Below are 18,104 nucleotides of genomic sequence, written 5' to 3'. Positions count from 1 at the left end.
GGCTCCCCCGGATCCTCCCCGCCTCCCTGGAGCAACCATGAGCTCATCCGTGGCGACCAAGCCCACGGTGCCGGCGGCCCCCCCGCCGGGGCGCGCCGAACGGTCCCTGATCTCCCGTGTCCTCTCCCGGCCCGAGATCGGCGCGCTTGCCGCGGCGATCGTGATCTTCGCCTTCTTCTGGGCCGTCGCGCCGCCGTTCCGGACCCTCCCGGCGCTGGCGACGGTCCTCTACGCCTCCTCCACGATCGGCATCGTCGCCGTCGGGGTGGCGCTGCTGATGATCGGTGGCGAGTTCGACCTGTCCGCCGGCGTCACGGTGACCACGACGGCGCTCGCGTCGGCGATGATCTGCTTCCAGTTCAGCCTGAACATGTGGGTCGGCGTCGTCGTCAGCCTGCTCATCGCCCTGGCGATCGGGTTCGTCAACGGCTACCTGGTGATGAGAACGGGGATCCCGAGCTTCCTCATCACTCTCAGTACGTTCTTCATCCTCCAGGGCATCAACCTCGGCGTCACCAAGCTGGTCACCGGGACGGTCGCCACCCCGAACACCAGCGCGCTGGACGGCTTCGCCTCCGCGAAGGCGATCTTCGCCTCCGACGTCCCGCTCGGGTTCATGACCGTCAAGGTCACCGTGCTGTGGTGGCTGGTGTTCGTGGCCATCGGCACCTGGCTGCTGCTGCGCACCCGCACCGGCAACTGGATCACCGCGGTCGGCGGCAACCAGGCCAGCGCCCGCGCGGTCGGCGTGCCCGTCCGGATGACCAAGATCGGCCTGTTCATGGGCGTGTCGTTCCTGGCCTGGTTCCTGGGCATGCACCTGCTGTTCAACTTCAGCACGGTGCAGGCCGGCCTGGGCGTGGGCAACGAGTTCATCTACATCATCGCCTCGGTGGTCGGCGGCGCCCTGCTGACCGGCGGCTACGGCTCGGCGGTCGGCTCGGCGCTGGGCGCGTTCATCTTCGGGATGACCACCCAGGGCATCGTCTACGCCGGCTGGGACCCGAACTGGTTCCGCACCTTCCTCGGCGTCATGTTGCTGCTGGCGGTGCTGGTCAACCTCTACATCAAGAACTACGCCGCGCAGAGGAGATGACGACGTGACGGACACGATCGCGGAACACGCCGCGCCGGACCTGCACAAGGGCGAGCCGCTGGTGGAGATGGAGGGCGTGGGCAAGACCTACGGCGCCATCCGGGCCCTGGAGGGCATCAACCTCAAGGTCAACGCCGGCGAGGTGGCCTGCGTGCTGGGGGACAACGGCGCCGGCAAGTCCACCCTCATCAAGATCATCTCCGGGTTGCACGGGCACAGCGAGGGCACCCTCAAGGTCGACGGGCAGGAGCGGCGCTTCGGCTCGCCGCGGGAGTCCCTGGACGCCGGCATCGCCACCGTCTACCAGGACCTCGCGGTCGTCGGCCTGATGGAGGTCTGGCGGAACTTCTTCCTCGGCTCCGAGATCCGCAAGGGCAAGTACCCGATGGCCCCGCTGGACATCAAGGCCATGCGGGAGATCGCCGACGCCGAGCTGCAGAAGATGGGCATCGTCGTCAAGGACATCAACCAGCCGATCGGCACGCTCTCGGGCGGCCAGCGGCAGTGCGTCGCGATCGCCCGCGCGGTGTACTTCGGCGCCCGGGTGCTGATCCTCGACGAGCCGACCGCGGCCCTGGGCGTCAAGCAGTCCGGCGTGGTGCTCAAGTACACCGCCGCGGCCCGCGACGCCGGCCTCGGGGTCGTGTTCATCACCCACAACCCGCACCACGCCTACCTGGTCGGCGACCACTTCATCATCCTCAAGCTCGGCCGCCGGGTGCTGGACAAGAAGCGCTCGGAGGTCACGCTCGAGGAGCTCACCACCGAGATGGCCGGCGGCCAGGAACTGGCCGAGCTCTCCCACGAGCTCAAGCGCTGAGGCCCTGCAGACGACGGAGCCCGCCCTCCCGCACCAGGGAGGGCGGGCGCCGTCACGTCCGGTCCGCCTGGCTCGATTCGCGACGATCATGGGAGGCGGCCCGGCGACACGCCACGGTCGGCGCGCGTGTCACCACCGCCGCTCCATGATCGTCGTCCGCCGCCCGGCGGAACGGCCGGGGTCAGTTCGCCGCAAGCAGCCGGCGGGCGCTGGTGGCGGCGTGTGCGGCGGCGTCCCGGACGCCGAGTCGGCGGTGCTCGGTGGAGAGGATCTCGACGCCCCACGGACCGGTCCAGCCGGCGGTGCGCAGCGCGGTGATGGTGCCGGCCAGGTCGAAGGCGCCCTCGCCGCAGTAGCGGCGCCGCTCCACGGTGTCCTCGAACAGCGTGCCCACCACGTCGCCGTCGGCGTCGTCGAGCTCCACGCCGACGATCCGGTCCGGGGGGACTGCGGCGAGCTCGTCGGCCGAGGTCCCGGCGCGCTCGACGTGCCAGACGTCGACGACGATCCCGCCGGCGGGGTGGCCGGCGTCCTCGACCAGCCGCAAGGCGTCGTCAACCGTCCGGATGTTGGACCAGGGCAGGAACTCGATGCCGAGGCGTGCCCCGGCATCGGCAGCCTGCCCGGCGAGCAGGGCGAACTCGGCGGCCCAGCGTCCCGGCTCCCATGGCGCCCCGCTGGTGTCCGGGGTGACCTTGAGGTGGCGGGCGCCGAGTGCCTCGGCGGCCCTCAGCAGGAACCCGCGCAGCTCGTTCGACCCTGCCCGCTCGGGGCCGCTGCTCCACCAGTCGGGCAGTCCCTCCAGCTCCAGGTGGACGATCCCGTTGGTGGCCAGCATCGCGCGGATGCCGGGCAGGCCGTGCTCCCGTTCCGCGACGGCCAGGTCGACGGCGAGGACACCGAAGCCGGTGAACCCCGCGGCGGCCGCCGCCTCGATCCGCTCCCGCAGCGGGACCGGGCTGCGCCAGTCCTCCCGGGACGGCGCGGCGTCGCCGGCCGTCGTCCAGCACGTGGCCAGCAGCTCGTCCATCCCTGCTCCTCGGTGGTCCCTCCTCAGAGAGCGCTGGTGTGCCGCTCGGCGTGGGCGGTGAGCTCGACGTCCAGCGCCTCGGGGGACCGGTCCTCCTGCAGGGCGCGCCAGACGAGTTCGGCCTGGGTCTCGGGGGCCAGGCCGCCGATCGGCTGGTCGCGGTCGAGGTTGGTCGGGAACGCGTAGCCCTCGGCGGAGGCCGCCACCACGTTGCGCAGCGCCCGCTCGTCGGCGCCGGTGGCCTTCTGCGCGAGCAGCACCGGGTACAGCGCACGGACCATCGCCGTCCGGTCGACGGTCTCCATGGCGCGGCCGAAGGCCGAGGAGACCTGCAGCAGGTTGGCCATGCGGCGGACGTCCGCTGACCGGTTGGTGCCCGCGCCGTGGAACAGCGCCGGGTTGAAGAAGGCGGCGTCCCCCTTCTGCAGGGGGAGTTGCACGAAGTGCTCGTCGAAGTAGGCGGTGAACTCCGGCTGGTGGAAGGCGACGTAGCCGGGTGCGTACTTCTGCGAGTGCGGCAGGTACATCGTCGGGCCGGTCTCCACCGGCATGTCGCAGTGGGCGACCGCGCCCTGCAGCGTCATGACGGGGGAGAGGCGGTGCACGTGGGCCGGGTAGGCCAGCGCCTGCTCCTCGGACATGAAGCCCAGGTGGTAGTCGCGGTGGGCGACCTGCGCCGTGCCGCCGGGGTTGACCACGTTGACCTGGCTGGTGACCTGGTAGCCGCGGCCCAGCCACGCCTCGGAGACCAGGGCGAGCACGTCGTTGCCGTAGTAGGCGGCGAACGCCTCCGGGTCGCGGACGGCGAACTTGTCCAGCGCGCCCCACACGCGGTCGTTGGCGCCGGGCTTGGCGAAGTGGTCGCCGCCGACGACCCCGGCGGCCTTCTGCTCGGCGATCATCGCCTCGAAGACGGCGGTGGCCCGGTCGACGACGGCGGTGTCGGGGAAGGCCCCGGCGAAGACGACGATCCCCGGCCCGTCGGCCAGCGCGCGGGCCAGTTCGTCCTGCACTCCCCGGCGCCCCTCGGGGGTGCCGACGGCATCGCGCAGCCGCGCGCCGTAGACGAGGACGTTCTCCCGCACCTCGTCGGCGTGCGGGTGGTCGGCCAGGTCGGTGGTCGTCTCCACGATCGCGCGGAAGTCCGCCAGGCGGCAGTCCTGCGCGGTGAACCAGCCGGGGGTGCCGGCGACGGTGCTCACTGCGGTCACGGTCTCGTCCTCTCGGTCGATCGGGTGTGCCGACCAGGGTGTGCGGTGGCGACGGCCGGGTCAACGTCACGGATCCATCAGAAGTCCCTCAGAACTCCTCCCACACGTCGGGGTGCTGGTCGTTGACGCGGGTCCCGTCGGCGAGCGTGGCGATGCCCGCCATGTCCTCGTCGGTGAGCGTGAAGCCGTAGACGTCGAGGTTCTCGACCAGGCGCGCGCGGGACGATGCCTTCGGGAAGGTCACCAGCCCCTGCTGCACGTGCCAGCGCAGCACCACCTGCGCCGGCGTCCGGCCGTGTCGCGCGCCGATCTCGGCGAGCACCGGCTGCCGCAGCAGCTCGCCGCCGTTGGCCAGCGGCGACCACGACTCGGTGACGATGCCGCGCCGGGCGTCGTCGGCCCGCTGCTCGACCTGGGGCTCCCGCGGGTGGCACTCGATCTGGTTCACCGCCGGCACGGTGGAGCTCGCCTCGGCCAGCCGGTCGAGGTGCCCGGGGAGGAAGTTGGAGACGCCGATCGCCCGCGTGAGCCCGTCGGCGACCAGCTCCTCCATGGCCAGCCACGACTCGACGTAGCGGTCCAGCCGGGGGAGCGGCCAGTGGATCAGGTAGAGGTCGACGTGCTCCAGCCCGAGCCGGTCCAGGCTCGCCCGCAGTGCCTCCTTCGCCGACTCGCGCCCCTGCTCGGAGCCGCGCAGCTTGGTGGAGACGAAGACCTCGTCGCGGGGCAGGCCCGAGTCGGCGATGGCCTGGCCGACGCCGCGCTCGTTCTCGTAGCTGGCCGCGGTGTCGACGAACCGGTAGCCGACCTCGAGCGCCTCGCGGACGATCCGCCGGGTCTCCTCGTCGGGGATCCGGGCGGTCCCGAGTCCGAGCTGGGGGATCGTCACCCCGTTGTTCAGCGTCACGGTGGGGACGGCGCTCACGGCGGCTCCTCGGGTTCCGGCGGGTCCAGTTTCTGCGTCACCCTCCCGCGGTGGACAGTCGCGGTCAACGTCGCGGATCCCTCAAGAACCCGTCAGACTCAGGGATGTGCCGCACCCCTATCCCATCCGCGAGATCGCCCGGCAGGCGGGACTGTCCGAGGCGACCGTCGACCGCGTCCTCAACCGGCGTGGCGGCGTGCGGCAGAGCACGGTCGACGAGGTGCACCGGGCGATCGCCGACCTGCACCGCCAGCGCTCGCAGGTACGGCTCAGCGGGCGGACGTTCTTCCTCGACCTCGTCGTCGACGCGCCTGCCCGCTTCTCCGCAGCGGTGCGCGCGGCGCTGGAGTCGCAGTTGCCGCTGGTGCGCCCGGCGACCTTCCGGGCCCGGTTCCACCTGGCCGAGTCCCCGCCGGTCGCCGAGCTGGCCGCCACGCTCGACGGCATCGCCCGGCGCGGCTCGCAGGGCGTCGTCCTCAAGGCCCCGGACCACCCCGTGGTCGGCGCCGCGGTCGAGCGGCTGGCCGAGGCGGGGATCCCCGTCGTCACGCTCGTCACCGACCTGCCGACCAGCCGCCGCGTGGCCTACGTCGGGCTGGACAACCGGGCCGCCGGGGCCACCGCGGCCTACCTGCTCGACCAGTGGCTCGGCGACGACGGCGGCGCGGTGCTGGTCACCCGGGGCACCGGCTCCTTCCGCGGCGAGGACGACCGGGAGATGGGGTTCCGCGCGACGCTGCGGCAGCTGCGTCCCGGCCGGCGGCAGGTCGACCTGGTCGACGCGAGCGGGGACGACGCGGTGCTGCGCCGGCTGGTCCGCGACGCGCTGGCCGCCGACCCGGAGATCGCCGCCGTCTACTCGCTGTACGCCACCGGCGGCAACGCCGCGACGGTCGCCGCCTTCGGCGACGCCGGCCGGGCCTGCCGGGCCTTCGTCGCGCACGACCTGGACGCCGAGAACCTGGCGCTGCTGCAGGACGGGGGGCTGTCGGCGGTGCTGCACCACGACCTCGGCCTCGACCTGCGCCGCGCCTGCCACGTGGTCATGCAGGCGCACGGCGCGCTGCCCGGCACGCCGCGGTCCTGGCACTCCGGCGTCCAGGTCGTCACGCCGCACAACATCCCCGCCGAGGTGCTGTCGGCCCGCTGACCGCCTCGACGGCGTTGACGGCTTCTTGAGGGGTCGTCGTCGTTGACCCCGGTGTGGTCCGACGGACAGCCTTGACCCCGACGACCGGCACCAGGGGCCGGCGAGGGGAGTCGAGGAGGACGTGGTGGCGCTCGACGTCGGGGTCATCGGGGTCGGCCTGATCGGCCAGGAGCACATCCGCCGGCTCGACGGCGGCCCCGGCGGCAGCCGCGTGGTGGCCGTCGCCGACGCGGACGCCGAGCGCGCCGCCGCCGTGGCCGGTGGTCTGCCGGCCGCCAAGGCGCTGCCCACCGGTGAGGAGTTGATCGCCTCCGACGCGGTCGACGCCGTCGTCGTCACCTCCTGGGGGCCGACGCACGAGCCGTACGTGCTGGCGGCGATCGCCGCCGGCAAGCCGGTGTTCTGCGAGAAGCCCTTGACCACCACGCAGGAGGCCTGCCGGCGGATCGTGGACGCGGAGGTCGCCGCCGGCCGCCGGCTGGTCCAGGTCGGCTTCAACCGGCGCTACGACCCGGCGCACCGGGCCCTCAAGCAGGCCCTGGACGGCGGCGCCGTCGGCGCTCCGCTGCTGGTGCACTGCGCGCACCGCAACGCCTCGGTGCCCCCGCACTACACGCGGGACATGTCGATCGCCGACACCGCCGTCCACGAGATCGACGAGCTGCGCTGGCTGCTGGGCACCGAGATCGCCGCCGTGCAGGTCCTGACGCCGCGGAAGAGCAGCCGCGGCGGCGAGCTGCAGGACCCGTTGCTGGTCCTGTTCGAGATGGCCGACGGGGTGCTCGTGGACGTCGAGGTGTCGGTGAACATCCACTACGGCTACGAGATCCGCTGCGAGGTGTCGGGGGAGACGGGCACCGTCGAGCTGGCCGAGCCCGCGCCGGTCCGCGTCCGCCGGGAGGGGACCGTCGCCGGTCTCGTGCCGGCCGACTGGCGGGAGCGCTTCGCCCTCTCGTACGACGTCGAGCTGCGCGAGTGGGTCGGCGCCGTCGCCGCCTGGCGGCCGCCGCAGGGGCCCAGCGCCTGGGACGGTTTCGTGGCGCAGGTGGTCTCCGACGCGGCCCTGCAGTCGCTCCACTCCGGCGGACGCGTGGCGGTGGACCTGCCCGAGCAGCCGGCCCTGTACCGGTGACGACGGACGCGACCGGGCCCCTGCGGATCGGGGTCCTCGGGGCCGCCCGCATCGCCGAGCGTGCCATCGCCGTCCCCGCGCGGGTCACCGGCTCCCGGCTGGTCGCGGTCGCCGCCCGGGACGGCGCGCGGGCGGAGGCCTTCGCGCGGGCGCACGGCGTCGAGCGCGTGCTGGCCTCCTATGCCGACGTCCTCGCCGATCCGGAGGTGGAGGTCGTCTACAACCCGCTGCCCAACGCGCTGCACGGGCCGTGGAACCTGGCCGCGATCGCGGCCGGCAAGCACGTGCTGTCGGAGAAGCCGTTCGCCTCGGACGCCGCGGAGGCCGCGGAGGTCCGCGACGCCGCGCAGCGCGCGGGCGTGACCGTCATGGAGGGGTTCCACCACCTCTACCACCCGGTGGTGCGCCGGCTGCTGGAGCTGCTCGACACCGGCGAACTGGGCGACGTCGTCGCCGTCGAGGCGACCATCGCGATGCTCCCGCCGGACGACGGCGACCCGCGCTGGTCGTTCGAGCTCGCCGGCGGGGCGCTGATGGACCTCGGCTGCTACGGGCTGCACGCCGCCCGCAGCCTGGCGCCGTGGACCGGCGGCGAGCCCGAGCCGGTCGCCGCACGGGCCGGGGAGCGGGCCGGCGCGCCGGGCGTCGACGAGTGGCTGTCCGCCGACCTGCGCTTCCCGTCCGGCGCCACCGCCGCGGTGCGCTGCAGCATGGTGCACCCCGAGCGGGACTTCTCGCTGCGCGTCGTCGGGACCCGGGGCGAGGCGACCGCGCCGGCGTTCGTCGAGCCGAACCGGGACGACCGGGTGGTGGTGCGCACACCCGCCGGGGAGCGCACCGAGCACCTCGGCACGCGCTCGTCCTACACGTACCAGCTGGAGGCGCTCGCCGCGGCACTGCGCGGCGGGACGCCGGTCCCCACCGGCCCGGACGACGCGGTCGCGACGATGACGCTGGTCGACCGCTGCTATCGCCTCGCCGGGCTCCCGACGCGGCCGCGGGCGACGGTCGGTCCGCGCGCCTGACTACAGCTCCGCGGCCGCGGCCCGGAGGTTGTCCGCGGCGAGGGCGAGGCCCTCGAGGCGGTCGAGGGCGGCGTCCTCGTGCTCGATGTTGACCGCCATGTCCGGGTCGACCTCGGCGAGGGCGCGGAGGAACCGGTCCAGTAGGCGACGTCGTGGCCGACGCCCACGGCGACGAAGCGCCAGGCCGGGTCCTCGGGCCAGGCGTTGCACCAGTACCCGTAGCCGGTCGGCACCTTGCCGGGGGCGTCGGCCGGCACGCGGGGGAAGGAGGTGTCGAGCACGCCGCGGACGTCGACGCCCGGCGTGACCATCGCGTCCTTGGCCGCGGCGTGGAACACCAGCGGGCCGAGCCGGCGGATGCAGGCGACGACGTCCATGCCCTGCCACATCAGGTGCGAGGGGTCCATCTCGGCGCCGACGTTCGTGGCACCGGTCTGCTCCACGAGCCGCTCCAGCGTGACGGGGGAGAAGACGAGGTTGTGGGGGTGCATCTCGATGGCCACCCGGACGTCGTGGGCGCGGGCGAGTGCGTCGATCTCCCGCCAGAACTCGACGGCGACCCCCCACTGGTAGTCCAGGACGTCCAGGTACACGCCGTCCCACGGGTTGACCACCCACGACGGGTACCGGGCGCCGGGGTCGGAGCCGGGCGTGCCGGACATGGTCACCACGTTCCGGACGCCGAGCAGGCCGGCCAGCTCGATGGTGCGGCGCAGGTCGTCGGCGTGCTTGGGGCCGACCGCCGGCAGCGGGTTGAGCGGGTTGCCGTTGCAGTTGAGGCCGGTCAGCTCCATCCCGCGCGACGCGAAGACGTCGAGGTACTCCCGGCGGGCCTGCTCCGAGGAGAGCAGCAGGTCGACGTGGCAGTGCGGGGAGGGGAGAAAGCCGCCCGTGTTGACCTCGACCGAGGTCAGGCCGTTGCTCTCGAGCACGTCGAGGGCCTCGGAGAGCCCGCGGTCGTGCAGGCAGGCGGTGTAGGCGCCGAGCTTGAGGGCCACGGGTCTCGCTTCCTGGTCGGGGTCGGGCGGGGGGACGCCGGCCTGGCACGCTTCGTCGGCAGCAGGGTTGGTCGCGTGCGGTTGAAGCGCTTTAATCGGAGCGTGGATCGCACCAGCCCGTCGCCGCGGTTGTCAAGGGAGGCGGGGCGCGTGAGTGGCCAGGAGCCGGCGCGGCGTCCGCGGCTGCAGGACGTCGCCGACGAGGCGGGCGTCTCGGCGGCGACGGCGTCCCTGGTGCTGCGGGGCGCGCCCGGCCCCAGCGGCGCCACGCGCGCGCGGGTCCTCGACGCGGCGAGCCGCCTGGGGTACCGGCCCGACCGGGCCGCCAGCCTGCTGGCCCGCCGGCGCAGCCGGCTCATCGGGGTCGCGATGGACGTCCGCAGCACCTTCCACGCGCAGCTGGTCGAGGACGTCCACGAGGCCGCCGAGGAGCACGGCTACGACCTGGTCCTGAGCACGGTCACCCGGACCCGTGACGAGGGGCGGGCGGTCGACACGCTGCTCGACTCGCGGTGCGAGGCGCTGGTCCTGCTGGGGACGGAGGCGCCCGCCGCCCGGCTGAGCGCACTGGCCCGGCAGCTGCCGGTGGTCGCCGTCGGCCGCCCGGTGTCGGCCGACGGCGTGGACGTCGTCCGGGCGGCCGACGACGAGGGCGTGGCGCAGGCCGTGGCGCACCTCGCGGACCTCGGGCACCGGCGCATCGCCCACGTCGACGGCGGCCGTGGACCGATCGCCACCGCCCGGCGGCGGGGCTACGAGCGGGCGATGCGCCGCCGGCGACTGGGCGAGCACCTGCAGGTGGTGGCCGGCGACTCCGGGGAGGGGTCCGGCGCCCGCGCGGCACGCACCCTGCTCGCGTCGGGCGCCCGCCCCACGGCGGTGGTCACCTACAACGACGCCTCCGCGGTGGGCCTGCTCGACGCCCTGCTGAGAGCCGGCGTCGACGTGCCGGGGGAGGTCTCCGTCGTCGGCTACGACGACAGCCCGCTCTCCCGGCTGGCGCACATCGACCTGACCACCGTCAGCCAGGACTCCCCGCAGCTGACCCGGCTCGCGGTGGCGGCCGTGGTGGAGCGGCTCGACGGCGGCCGCACCGAGCAGCGGGAGGTCGTCGTCCCGCCGCACCTCGTCGTCCGGGGGACGACGGGCCCGCCGGCTTCGTCCTGACAACCCGTTGACAGTGACGCCGGTCACCGGCCACCCTGGGCCTTGAAGCGCTTTAAGGCGCCCGCGCGCCGGCTCACGGCGCGCCCTCCTGGCCCCCTCATGCGACCGCGGAGACCTCCATGACCACCGCTCCCCCCGCGATGGAGTACGACCCCTTCAGCCCCGAGTTCCAGGCCGACCCCTTCCCCGTGTACCGGTGGATGCAGGAGGAGGCGCCGGTCTTCCACAGCCGGAAGTGGAACTGGTGGGCGCTGTCCTGGTTCGAGGACGTGCGCGCCGCCGCGACCGACCCCGACACCTTCCTCAGCTACGAGGGCATCGACATCGACGACACCGCCAAGGACCAGAGCGGCCCGGGCTTCCTCCCCGACGTCGACAACCCGCGCCACGACCAGGTCCGCCGCGTGGTGCAGCCGCACTTCCTGCCGCGCCGCATCGCCGCCAAGGAGGACGCCATCCGCGCCGTCGTCCGCGACCTGGTCGCCGGCTGGCGCGACCGCGGGCACGTCGACCTCGCCCAGGAGCTGGCCTGGCCCATGCCCAACGAGGTCTTCTTCACCGTCCTGGGCCTGCCCAGCGCGAAGGAGGAGGGTCGCGCCCAACTGGACCGCTGGGTGCACGAGCTCAAGGACCGCCGTCCGGACGACCCCAGCCTGACCCCGGTCGCCAAGGCCGCCACCGAGGGCATCCGCGACTACTTCATCGACCTGCTCGAGGACCGCCGGCGCAACCCGCGGGAGGACGTCGTCAGCGCGCTGGTGCAGGCCGAGATCGACGGCGTGCCCTTCGCCGACGAGCACCTGACCCCGGCCTCGGAGATCCTCGGCCTGATGATGGTGCTCTTCCTCGGTGGCGTGGAGAGCACCGCGGGGCTGACCGGCTCGCTGTTCAAGCTGCTCGCCGAGAACCCCGACCAGCGCGAGCTGCTCCGGCAGGACCCCTCGCTCGTCCCCAACGCCGTCGAGGAGGCGATCCGCCACTCCAGTCCCCTGCAGCTGGCCGGCCGGACCGCCTCGCGCGAGGTCACCCTGCACGGGGTGACCATCCCCGCCGGCGGCCGGGTGGTGCTGGTCTACGGCGCGGCCAACCGCGACCCCCGCCAGTACCCCGACCCCGAGCGGTTCGACGTCACCCGCGGCAGGGTCCGGCACCTGGGCTTCGGCGAGGGTCGGCACGGCTGCCTGGGCGCGCCGCTGGCCCGGCTGGAGGCGAAGGTGGCGCTGGAGGAGGCGCTGCCGGTGCTCGGCGACTACACGCTCGCCGGGCCGCCGGTCCGCTACAAGACCACCCCGAACATGTACGTCTGGGACTCGCTGCCGCTGTCCTTCCCGGTCGCGGGCGGCGCGCGGTGAGCGGGCACGTCGAGACCGTCCAGCACCGGACGACGTCGGTGACCGTGGTCGCCAGCGAGTTCGAGGCCGACGTCCGCGTCGAGGAGAAGCGCGAGGTGGCCGAGGGGGTGGTGACGCTCGGGCTGCGCGCGGTCGGGGACAGCCCGCTGCCGCCGTGGACGCCGGGCTCGCACGCCGACCTGCTGCTGGAAGACGCCGCCCTGGCCGGCGCGCCGACCCGGCAGTACTCGCTGTGCGGCGACCCCGCCGACTCCCACCTGTGGCGGTTCGGCGTGCTCAACGAGCCGGAGAGCCGGGGCACGTCGCGGCACGTCCACGAGCGGCTCCAGGTCGGCGACGTCCTGCGGGTGCGCGGGCCCCGCAACAACTTCCCGCTCGTCGACTCGCCCCGGTACCTGTTCATCGCCGGCGGCATCGGGATCACGCCGATCCTGCCGATGATCCGGGCCGCGGAGGCCGCCGACGCCGACTGGGAGCTGGTCTACGGCGGCCGCCGGCGGGCCTCGATGGCCTTCCTCGACGAGCTGGCGCAGTACGGCGACCGGGTGTCGATCCGCCCGCAGGACGAGGTCGGGCTGCTCGACCTCGACGCGCTGCTCGGGGAGCCGCGCGCCGACACGCGGGTCTACTGCTGCGGGCCGGAGCCGTTGCTGGCGGCGGTCGGGGAGCGTTGCGCGGCCTGGCCGGCCGGGACGCTGCACGTCGAGCGGTTCGCCGCCAAGCCGCTGACCGAGCCGGTGCGGTCGGAGACCTTCGAGGTGGTCCTCGAGCAGAGCGAGCTGACGCTGCCCGTGCCGCCGGAGCGCTCGATCCTCGAGGTCGTCGAGGAGGCCGGCGTGGGGGTCCTCTCCTCGTGCGCGGAGGGCACCTGCGGCACCTGCGAGACCGGCGTCCTGGACGGCGTGCCCGATCACCGCGACTCCGTGCTGAGCGACGAGGAGCGCGCGGCGAACGACTGCATGATGATCTGCGTCTCCCGGTCGACGACGCCCCGGCTCGTGCTCGACCTCTGAGGCTGCTGCCCCGTCCCGCGCTCAGCGGGGCGGGGCGGTGGTGCTCCGGACCACCAGCCGGGGCGGGACGACGAGCTCGCGCTGCTCGACGGGGACGCCGTCCAGCCGGTCGAGGGCCCGCCGCACGGCCAGGGTGCTCAGCTGCCCGACGTCCTGGGCGACCGAGGTGAGGTCGACCGAGGAGAGCCGGGCGATCCGGCTGTCGTCGTAGCCCACGACGCTGACGTCCCCGGGCACCGTGCGCCCCGCGCGGCGGAGGACGTCGAGCAGGCCCAGCGCGCAGCGGTCGTTGAACGCGGCCACCGCGCCGGGCAGAGGGCCGGCCAGCAGCGTGCGCGCGGCGGCGGCGCCGTCCTCCTCCGTGAGCCCGCCGGGCACGACCCGCGGCTCGAGGCCGTGCCGGTGCACCGCCTCGCGGTACCCCCGGCGCCGCTCGGCGGCTCCCGGGGCCCGCCCGCCGTCGACGTGCACCACGTCGCGGTGGCCGAGCGCCACCAGGTGCTCCACGGCCAGGCGGGCGCCCTCGTCGTCGGCGGTCCGGACGACGTCGACCGCGGTGGACCGCACGGACCGGGCGACGACCACCACGGGCAGGCGGGTCGCCAGGTCGGTGAGGTGCGCGGTGGGGGACGAGGGGCCGAGCAGGACCAGGGCCTCGCAGCGGTCGCGGAGCAGGCTGTCGACGGCCCGCTGCTCGCCGCGCCCCGGTGTGACGGCGCTCAGCGCGAGCTCGTACCCGACCCGCTCGGCGGCGTCGTAGAGCCCGGTCAGCAGGTCGCCGTGGAAGGCGTGCTGCACGCCGAACACGACGCCGATCAGCCGGCTGCGGGAGCTGCGCAGCAGCCGCGCCCGGGTGTCGGGGCGGTAGCCGATCTCGTCGGCGGCGCGCCGCACCCGCTCGCGGCTCGCGGTGCTCGCCCCGGGAGCGTCGCGCATGACGATCGAGACCAGGGCCGTGGACACTCCGGCGCGGGCCGCGACGTCGGCCAGGGTCGGCCGCCGGTCGGGGCCCGTCGAGGACACGCGGCGAGCGTAGCCCGACGCCCTAGAACGTTCTAGTCCGATCCCCTTGACGAGGGAGAGTGGTGGGCGTCACGCTGACATCGACCTAGAACGTTCTAGAGAAGGAGCCGGGATGGTGAGCGACACCGTGGGCGTGGCCCTGATCGGGTCGGGGCGGATGGGCGCCTTCCACGCGCAGACGCTGGCCCTGCGGCTGCCCCGGGCGCGGCTGGCCGCCGTGGCCGACCCTGCACCGGGTGCGGCCGAGCGGCTGGCCGGGGCGCTGGGCGCGGGCCGGGCGTACACCGACGTGGCGCAGCTGTGGGACGACCCCGAGGTCGACGCGGTCGTGATCGCCGCCCCGGCCCGGTCGCACACCGACCTGGTCGTGGCCGCCGCGGCCGCCGGCAAGCACGTGTTCTGCGAGAAGCCGATGGCCGTCACGCTGCCCGACGCCGACCGCGCGATCGACGCCGCGCGCGCCGCGGGCGTCGTCCTCCAGGTCGGGTTCAACCGCCGGTTCGCCGCGGACTGGCGGGCCGCCCGCGCGCTCCTCGACGCCGGCACGCTCGGCACCCCGCGGCAGCTGCGCTCGCTGACCCGCGACCCGGGCGGCTTCGACCCGTCCCGGGTGCTGCCCGACACGATCTTCCTCGAGACGCTCATCCACGACTTCGACACCCTGCGCTTCCTCAACCCCGGAGCGGAGGCCGTCGAGGTGTACGCGACGGCCGACGCGCTGGTGGAGCCGGACTGGCGGGACCGCGGGCTGCTGGACACCGCCGTCGTCCACATCCGCTTCGACAACGGCGCCATGGCGGTCGCCGAGGCCTGCTTCGAGGCGGCCTACGGCTACGACGTCCGCGGCGAGGTGCTCGGCTCCGGCGGGATGGCCACGATGGGCGACGGGCGCCGCACCGGGATGGTCTTCTCCGGCTCCGCCGGCCGCCTGGTCGACACCGTGCGCAGCGACCAGGAGCTCTTCCCCGAGGGCTACACCGGGGAGCTGGCCGCGTTCGTCGACGCCGTCCGCACCGGGCCCCCGGCCCCGGCGACCGGCGAGGACGCCCGCGCGGCCCTGGCGATCGCCCTGGCCGCGGCCGAGTCGGTGCGCGGCGGCCGCCCGGTGCGGCTGTCGGAGGTCGAGAAGTGACCGCCCACCGGCTGGCCGCGTCGGCCGAGATGCTGTTCCTCGACCTGCCCTTCGCCGAGCGGGTGCGGCGCATCGCCGACGCCGGCTTCGAGGTCGAGATCTGGGACTGGACGGCCAAGGACGTCGACGAGCTGGTCGCCACCGGGGCGACGTTCTCCTCGATGACCGGGTACGTCACCGGCACGCTGGCCGACGAGGACGGTGCCGAGGAGTTCCTGAAGACGGCGGAGCAGTCGCTGGCGGTCGCCGAGCGGCTGGACTGCCCGCGGCTCAACGTGCACGGCACCGGGCTGGACGGCCGGGGGCTGCCGGTGGTCGCCACCGAGGTCGTGACGCCGGCGATGTGGCTGACGGCCGCGCGCACGCTGGAGCGGCTGGCCGCGCTGGGGGAGCGGGCGGGGCGGGTCTTCACGCTGGAGAACCTCAACACCGCCGTCGACCACCCGGGGACGCCGTTCGCCCGCGCCGCGGACACGATCGCGCTGGTCGAGGCGGTGGGCAGCCCGCACCTGCGGCTCAACCTGGACCTGTACCACGCGCAGATCGGCGAGGGGGACCTCGTGCAGCTGGTGGAGCGGGCGCTGCCGCTGGTGGGGGAGATCCAGGTGGCCGACGTCCCGGGCCGGTGCGAGCCGGGCACGGGGGAGATCCACCACCCGGCGATCGCCGCCGCGCTCGACCGGCTCGGCTACACCGGCGTCGTCGCCCTGGAGGGCTGGGCCTCCGGCGACCCCACCGTGGCCCTCGACCGGTTCCGGGCGGCCTTCACCCCCACCGGCTGACCTGAGCGGACCGGGCGCCCCCGGTGACCAGCCCCGCGGTCGACGACCGCGGGGCCGGTCGGCGTGCGCCGGGGACGATTTCGTCCGGAAGTCTTCCATAGGTCTTAATGTCCTGACATATTCGGTGTGAGCCACACCACGTTGCCCCGGTCTCCCAGGCCCGACCCGGCCTGGCCCAGAGAAGAGGTGCCATGTCCGCGACCCACTCCGCCCACGGTGGCCATTCCGTCGGGAGTCCACGGGGGACGAAGCGCTCGGCGGCGCACAACCGCTTCCTCGTCAAGCTCACCGTGATCTCCACGCTCGGCGGTCTGCTGTTCGGCTACGACACCGGCGTCATCTCCGGCGCACTGCTGTACATGAAGGAGGACCTGCAGCTGACCACGGTCACCGAGGCCGTCGTCGTCAGCTCCCTGCTGTTCCCCGGTGCGGCGTTCGGCGCGCTGCTGGGCGGCAAGCTGGCCGACGCGCTCGGCCGGAAGGGGAGCCTGCTCGTCTGTGCCGGCCTGTTCCTGTTCGGGGCGCTGATCTGCGCGGTCGCACCGAACGTGGCGGTCATGACGGCGGGCCGCATCCTGCTGGGCTTCGGCGTCGGGGCGGCCGCGGTGACCTGCCCCCTGTACCTCGCCGAGATGGCCCCGGCCGACCGGCGGGGCCGGATGGTCACCATCAACGAGCTGATGATCGTGACCGGGCAGTTCCTCGCCTTCGCCATGAACGCGCTGCTCGACGCCCTCATCAAGGACCCGCACGTCTGGCGGTGGATGCTCGCGGTCGCCACGGTCCCGGCGGTCGCGCTCTTCGTCGGCATGTTCGTCCTCCCGGACTCGCCCCGCTGGTACGCGGTGCGGGGGCGGCTGGAGGACACCCGGCGCGTCCTCGGGCTCAGCCGTGACCCGGCGGAGGCCGCCGAGGAGTACAACGTCATCGCCCAGCACGCCCAGCGCGACGTCTCGGAGGACAAGGGTGCGGCGCTGCGCGACCTCCGGGCCTTCCCCTGGATGCGGCGGATCCTCTGGATCGGCTGCGGGCTCGCCGCGGTGCAGCAGGCGACGGGCATCAACACCGTCAACTACTACGCGCCGACGATCCTCGAGTCGACCGGGCTGGGGGCCAGCGCGTCCCTCGTCCTGACCATCACCGTCGGTGTCGTCGCGATCATCGGGACCATCCTCGGGATCGTCCTCATCGGCCGGCACAACCGGCGGCCGCTGCTGCTCACCGGCTTCACCGGCGTCGCGGCCGGCCACGCCGTCCTGGCGCTGTCGTTCCTGCTGCCGGAGTCGGGCTTCCGGAGCTACCTCATCCTCGCCGCGATGCTGCTGGTCGTCTTCTTCGTGCAGACGTTCATCGGCACGCTGGTGTGGCTGCTGCTCTCGGAGATCTTCCCTATGACGATCCGCGGCTTCGCGATGGGCATCGCGGTCTTCGTGCTCTGGACGGTCAACGCGGCGATCTCCTTCGCCTTCCCGCCGCTGGTGGCCGCGCTGGGCGCCAGCCTGACCTTCGGGTTGTTCGCGCTGGTCAACGTCGGCTCGCTGACCTTCGTCAAGGTGTTCGCGCCGGAGACCCGGGGACGCAGCCTCGAGGAGCTCGAGGACGACTTCCGGACCCACGACGCCCACCACCTCGTCCACGAGGCCCCGGTCGGGGTCCGCGGCGGCTGAGCGGCCCGGCCCGTCCGACGCCCGCCACCCCCGTCCGGGGTGGCGGGCGTCGGGGTGTCCGGGTCAGTCCAGCCGGGGGAGCGACCGGACGACGAGCCGCTCCTCGGCGGGCCGCCCGTCCAGCACCAGCCGGGCCCGCCAGATGCCCGAGCTCTGCAACGGGGTGACCGGGTCACCCGCGACCACCCGCCGGAAGGCGTCCCGGGCCTCGTCGACCGTGGGGTAGGACTCCCACCGCGGGGTCCGCTGCAGGGGGGCGAGGCACTCGATGCGGTGGCGGTCCCGCGCGTCGTCCGGCGCGGGCGCGGCCGGGTCCTCGCGGACGACGGCGGACAGCCGTGGCCGGCCCAGGACGTACTTGCCGTTGCGCCGGACGCCCAGCCAGTCGTACCGGCCGGTGGCCAGCTTCGCCCAGAGGACCTCGGGCTTCCGGCACTGTTCGAGGACGGGGTACAGCTGCTGGCCCAGCTCGGTGTGCGCGTGCGACCGCTGCGACGACATGACCGATGGTAGGGGTGGCCCGGGACCACCGCGTCGTCCGCCCCGCTGCACCGTCCCACCGGTGAGTCGCGAGGACCCGG

Annotated in this window: 15 protein-coding genes and 1 pseudogene; 10 read left to right on the top strand and 6 right to left on the bottom strand. The window is 74.0% G+C overall.

From position 1 onward, the window contains the following. The first annotated feature begins 37 nt into the window (after positions 1–37). Both ACI782_RS20005 and ACI782_RS20000 read left to right on the top strand, forming a co-directional pair. A complete protein-coding gene (locus tag ACI782_RS20005) occupies positions 38–1,096 on the top strand; it encodes an ABC transporter permease (RefSeq protein WP_456911839.1) in 1,059 nt (352 codons plus the stop codon). 4 nt (positions 1,097–1,100) lie between these two features. Further along, positions 1,101–1,916, top strand: a complete 816-nt coding sequence (locus ACI782_RS20000) for an ATP-binding cassette domain-containing protein (RefSeq protein WP_456911838.1) — start codon at positions 1,101–1,103, stop codon at positions 1,914–1,916. Positions 1,917–2,097: 181 nt separating this feature from the next. On the opposite strand, the gene ACI782_RS19995 is transcribed toward ACI782_RS20000, so the two are convergent. The 3 genes from ACI782_RS19995 to ACI782_RS19985 form a co-directional block, all read right to left on the bottom strand. Beyond that, entirely contained in the window at positions 2,098–2,946 is an 849-nt protein-coding gene (locus ACI782_RS19995; RefSeq protein WP_456911837.1) for a sugar phosphate isomerase/epimerase family protein, read from the bottom strand. Between the two features lie 23 nt (positions 2,947–2,969). Continuing rightward, positions 2,970–4,157 carry a phytanoyl-CoA dioxygenase family protein gene (locus ACI782_RS19990; protein WP_456911836.1) on the bottom strand — a complete coding sequence of 396 codons (1,188 nt, stop codon included), beginning with the start codon at positions 4,155–4,157 and terminating at the stop codon, positions 2,970–2,972. A gap of 88 nt (positions 4,158–4,245) precedes the next feature. Beyond that, positions 4,246–5,082 (bottom strand): aldo/keto reductase, encoded by an 837-nt coding sequence (locus ACI782_RS19985; RefSeq protein ID WP_456911835.1) that lies wholly within the window; start codon positions 5,080–5,082, stop codon positions 4,246–4,248. A gap of 106 nt (positions 5,083–5,188) precedes the next feature. Between ACI782_RS19985 and ACI782_RS19980 the strand changes: the two genes are divergently transcribed. The 3 genes from ACI782_RS19980 (at position 5,189) to ACI782_RS19970 (ending at position 8,389) form a co-directional block, all read left to right on the top strand. Beyond that, positions 5,189–6,232: a LacI family DNA-binding transcriptional regulator gene (locus ACI782_RS19980; RefSeq protein ID WP_456911834.1), complete on the top strand. Its 1,044-nt coding sequence runs from the start codon at positions 5,189–5,191 to the stop codon at positions 6,230–6,232. Between the two features lie 124 nt (positions 6,233–6,356). Further along, positions 6,357–7,364: a Gfo/Idh/MocA family oxidoreductase gene (locus ACI782_RS19975; RefSeq protein WP_456911833.1), complete on the top strand. Its 1,008-nt coding sequence runs from the start codon at positions 6,357–6,359 to the stop codon at positions 7,362–7,364. Continuing rightward, positions 7,361–8,389, top strand: a complete 1,029-nt coding sequence (locus ACI782_RS19970) for a Gfo/Idh/MocA family protein (protein WP_456911832.1) — start codon at positions 7,361–7,363, stop codon at positions 8,387–8,389. The genes ACI782_RS19975 and ACI782_RS19970 overlap by 4 nt, the downstream gene beginning before the upstream one ends. On the opposite strand, the gene ACI782_RS19965 is transcribed toward ACI782_RS19970, so the two are convergent. Beyond that, entirely contained in the window at positions 8,332–9,387 is a 1,056-nt protein-coding gene (locus tag ACI782_RS19965; RefSeq protein ID WP_456911831.1) for a TIM barrel protein, read from the bottom strand. The two genes, ACI782_RS19970 and ACI782_RS19965, sit on opposite strands and share 58 nt — an antisense overlap. Before the next feature lie 150 nt (positions 9,388–9,537). Here ACI782_RS19965 and ACI782_RS19960 point away from each other — a divergent pair, with 150 nt between their 5' ends. Beyond that, positions 9,538–10,554, top strand: coding sequence for a LacI family DNA-binding transcriptional regulator (locus ACI782_RS19960; RefSeq protein WP_456911830.1), 1,017 nt, complete (start codon positions 9,538–9,540; stop codon positions 10,552–10,554). Between the two features lie 119 nt (positions 10,555–10,673). Next, positions 10,674–12,919 (top strand): annotated as a pseudogene (locus ACI782_RS19955) (cytochrome P450). A gap of 21 nt (positions 12,920–12,940) precedes the next feature. Here ACI782_RS19955 and ACI782_RS19950 read toward each other — a convergent pair. Further along, complete coding sequence (locus ACI782_RS19950; protein WP_456911829.1) at positions 12,941–13,942, bottom strand: LacI family DNA-binding transcriptional regulator; 1,002 nt, start codon at positions 13,940–13,942, stop codon at positions 12,941–12,943. A 112-nt stretch (positions 13,943–14,054) separates the two neighbouring features. Here ACI782_RS19950 and ACI782_RS19945 point away from each other — a divergent pair, with 112 nt between their 5' ends. The 3 genes from ACI782_RS19945 (at position 14,055) to ACI782_RS19935 (ending at position 17,523) form a co-directional block, all read left to right on the top strand. Beyond that, positions 14,055–15,074: a Gfo/Idh/MocA family oxidoreductase gene (locus tag ACI782_RS19945; protein ID WP_456911828.1), complete on the top strand. Its 1,020-nt coding sequence runs from the start codon at positions 14,055–14,057 to the stop codon at positions 15,072–15,074. Further along, complete coding sequence (locus ACI782_RS19940; RefSeq protein WP_456911827.1) at positions 15,071–15,856, top strand: TIM barrel protein; 786 nt, start codon at positions 15,071–15,073, stop codon at positions 15,854–15,856. The genes ACI782_RS19945 and ACI782_RS19940 overlap by 4 nt, the downstream gene beginning before the upstream one ends. Positions 15,857–16,047: 191 nt before the next feature. Continuing rightward, positions 16,048–17,523 (top strand): sugar porter family MFS transporter, encoded by a 1,476-nt coding sequence (locus ACI782_RS19935; RefSeq protein ID WP_456911826.1) that lies wholly within the window; start codon positions 16,048–16,050, stop codon positions 17,521–17,523. A 63-nt stretch (positions 17,524–17,586) separates the two neighbouring features. On the opposite strand, the gene ACI782_RS19930 is transcribed toward ACI782_RS19935, so the two are convergent. Further along, the gene (locus tag ACI782_RS19930; protein WP_456911825.1) at positions 17,587–18,024 is read right to left on the bottom strand and encodes a hypothetical protein; all 438 of its coding nucleotides are present in this window, start codon (positions 18,022–18,024) and stop codon (positions 17,587–17,589) included. Positions 18,025–18,104 lie beyond the last annotated feature (80 nt).

The sequence above is a fragment of the Geodermatophilus sp. SYSU D00703 genome (assembly GCF_054050155.1).
Note: the sequence above shows the minus strand (reverse complement) of the source record. Positions and strands in the feature narration are given on the sequence as shown.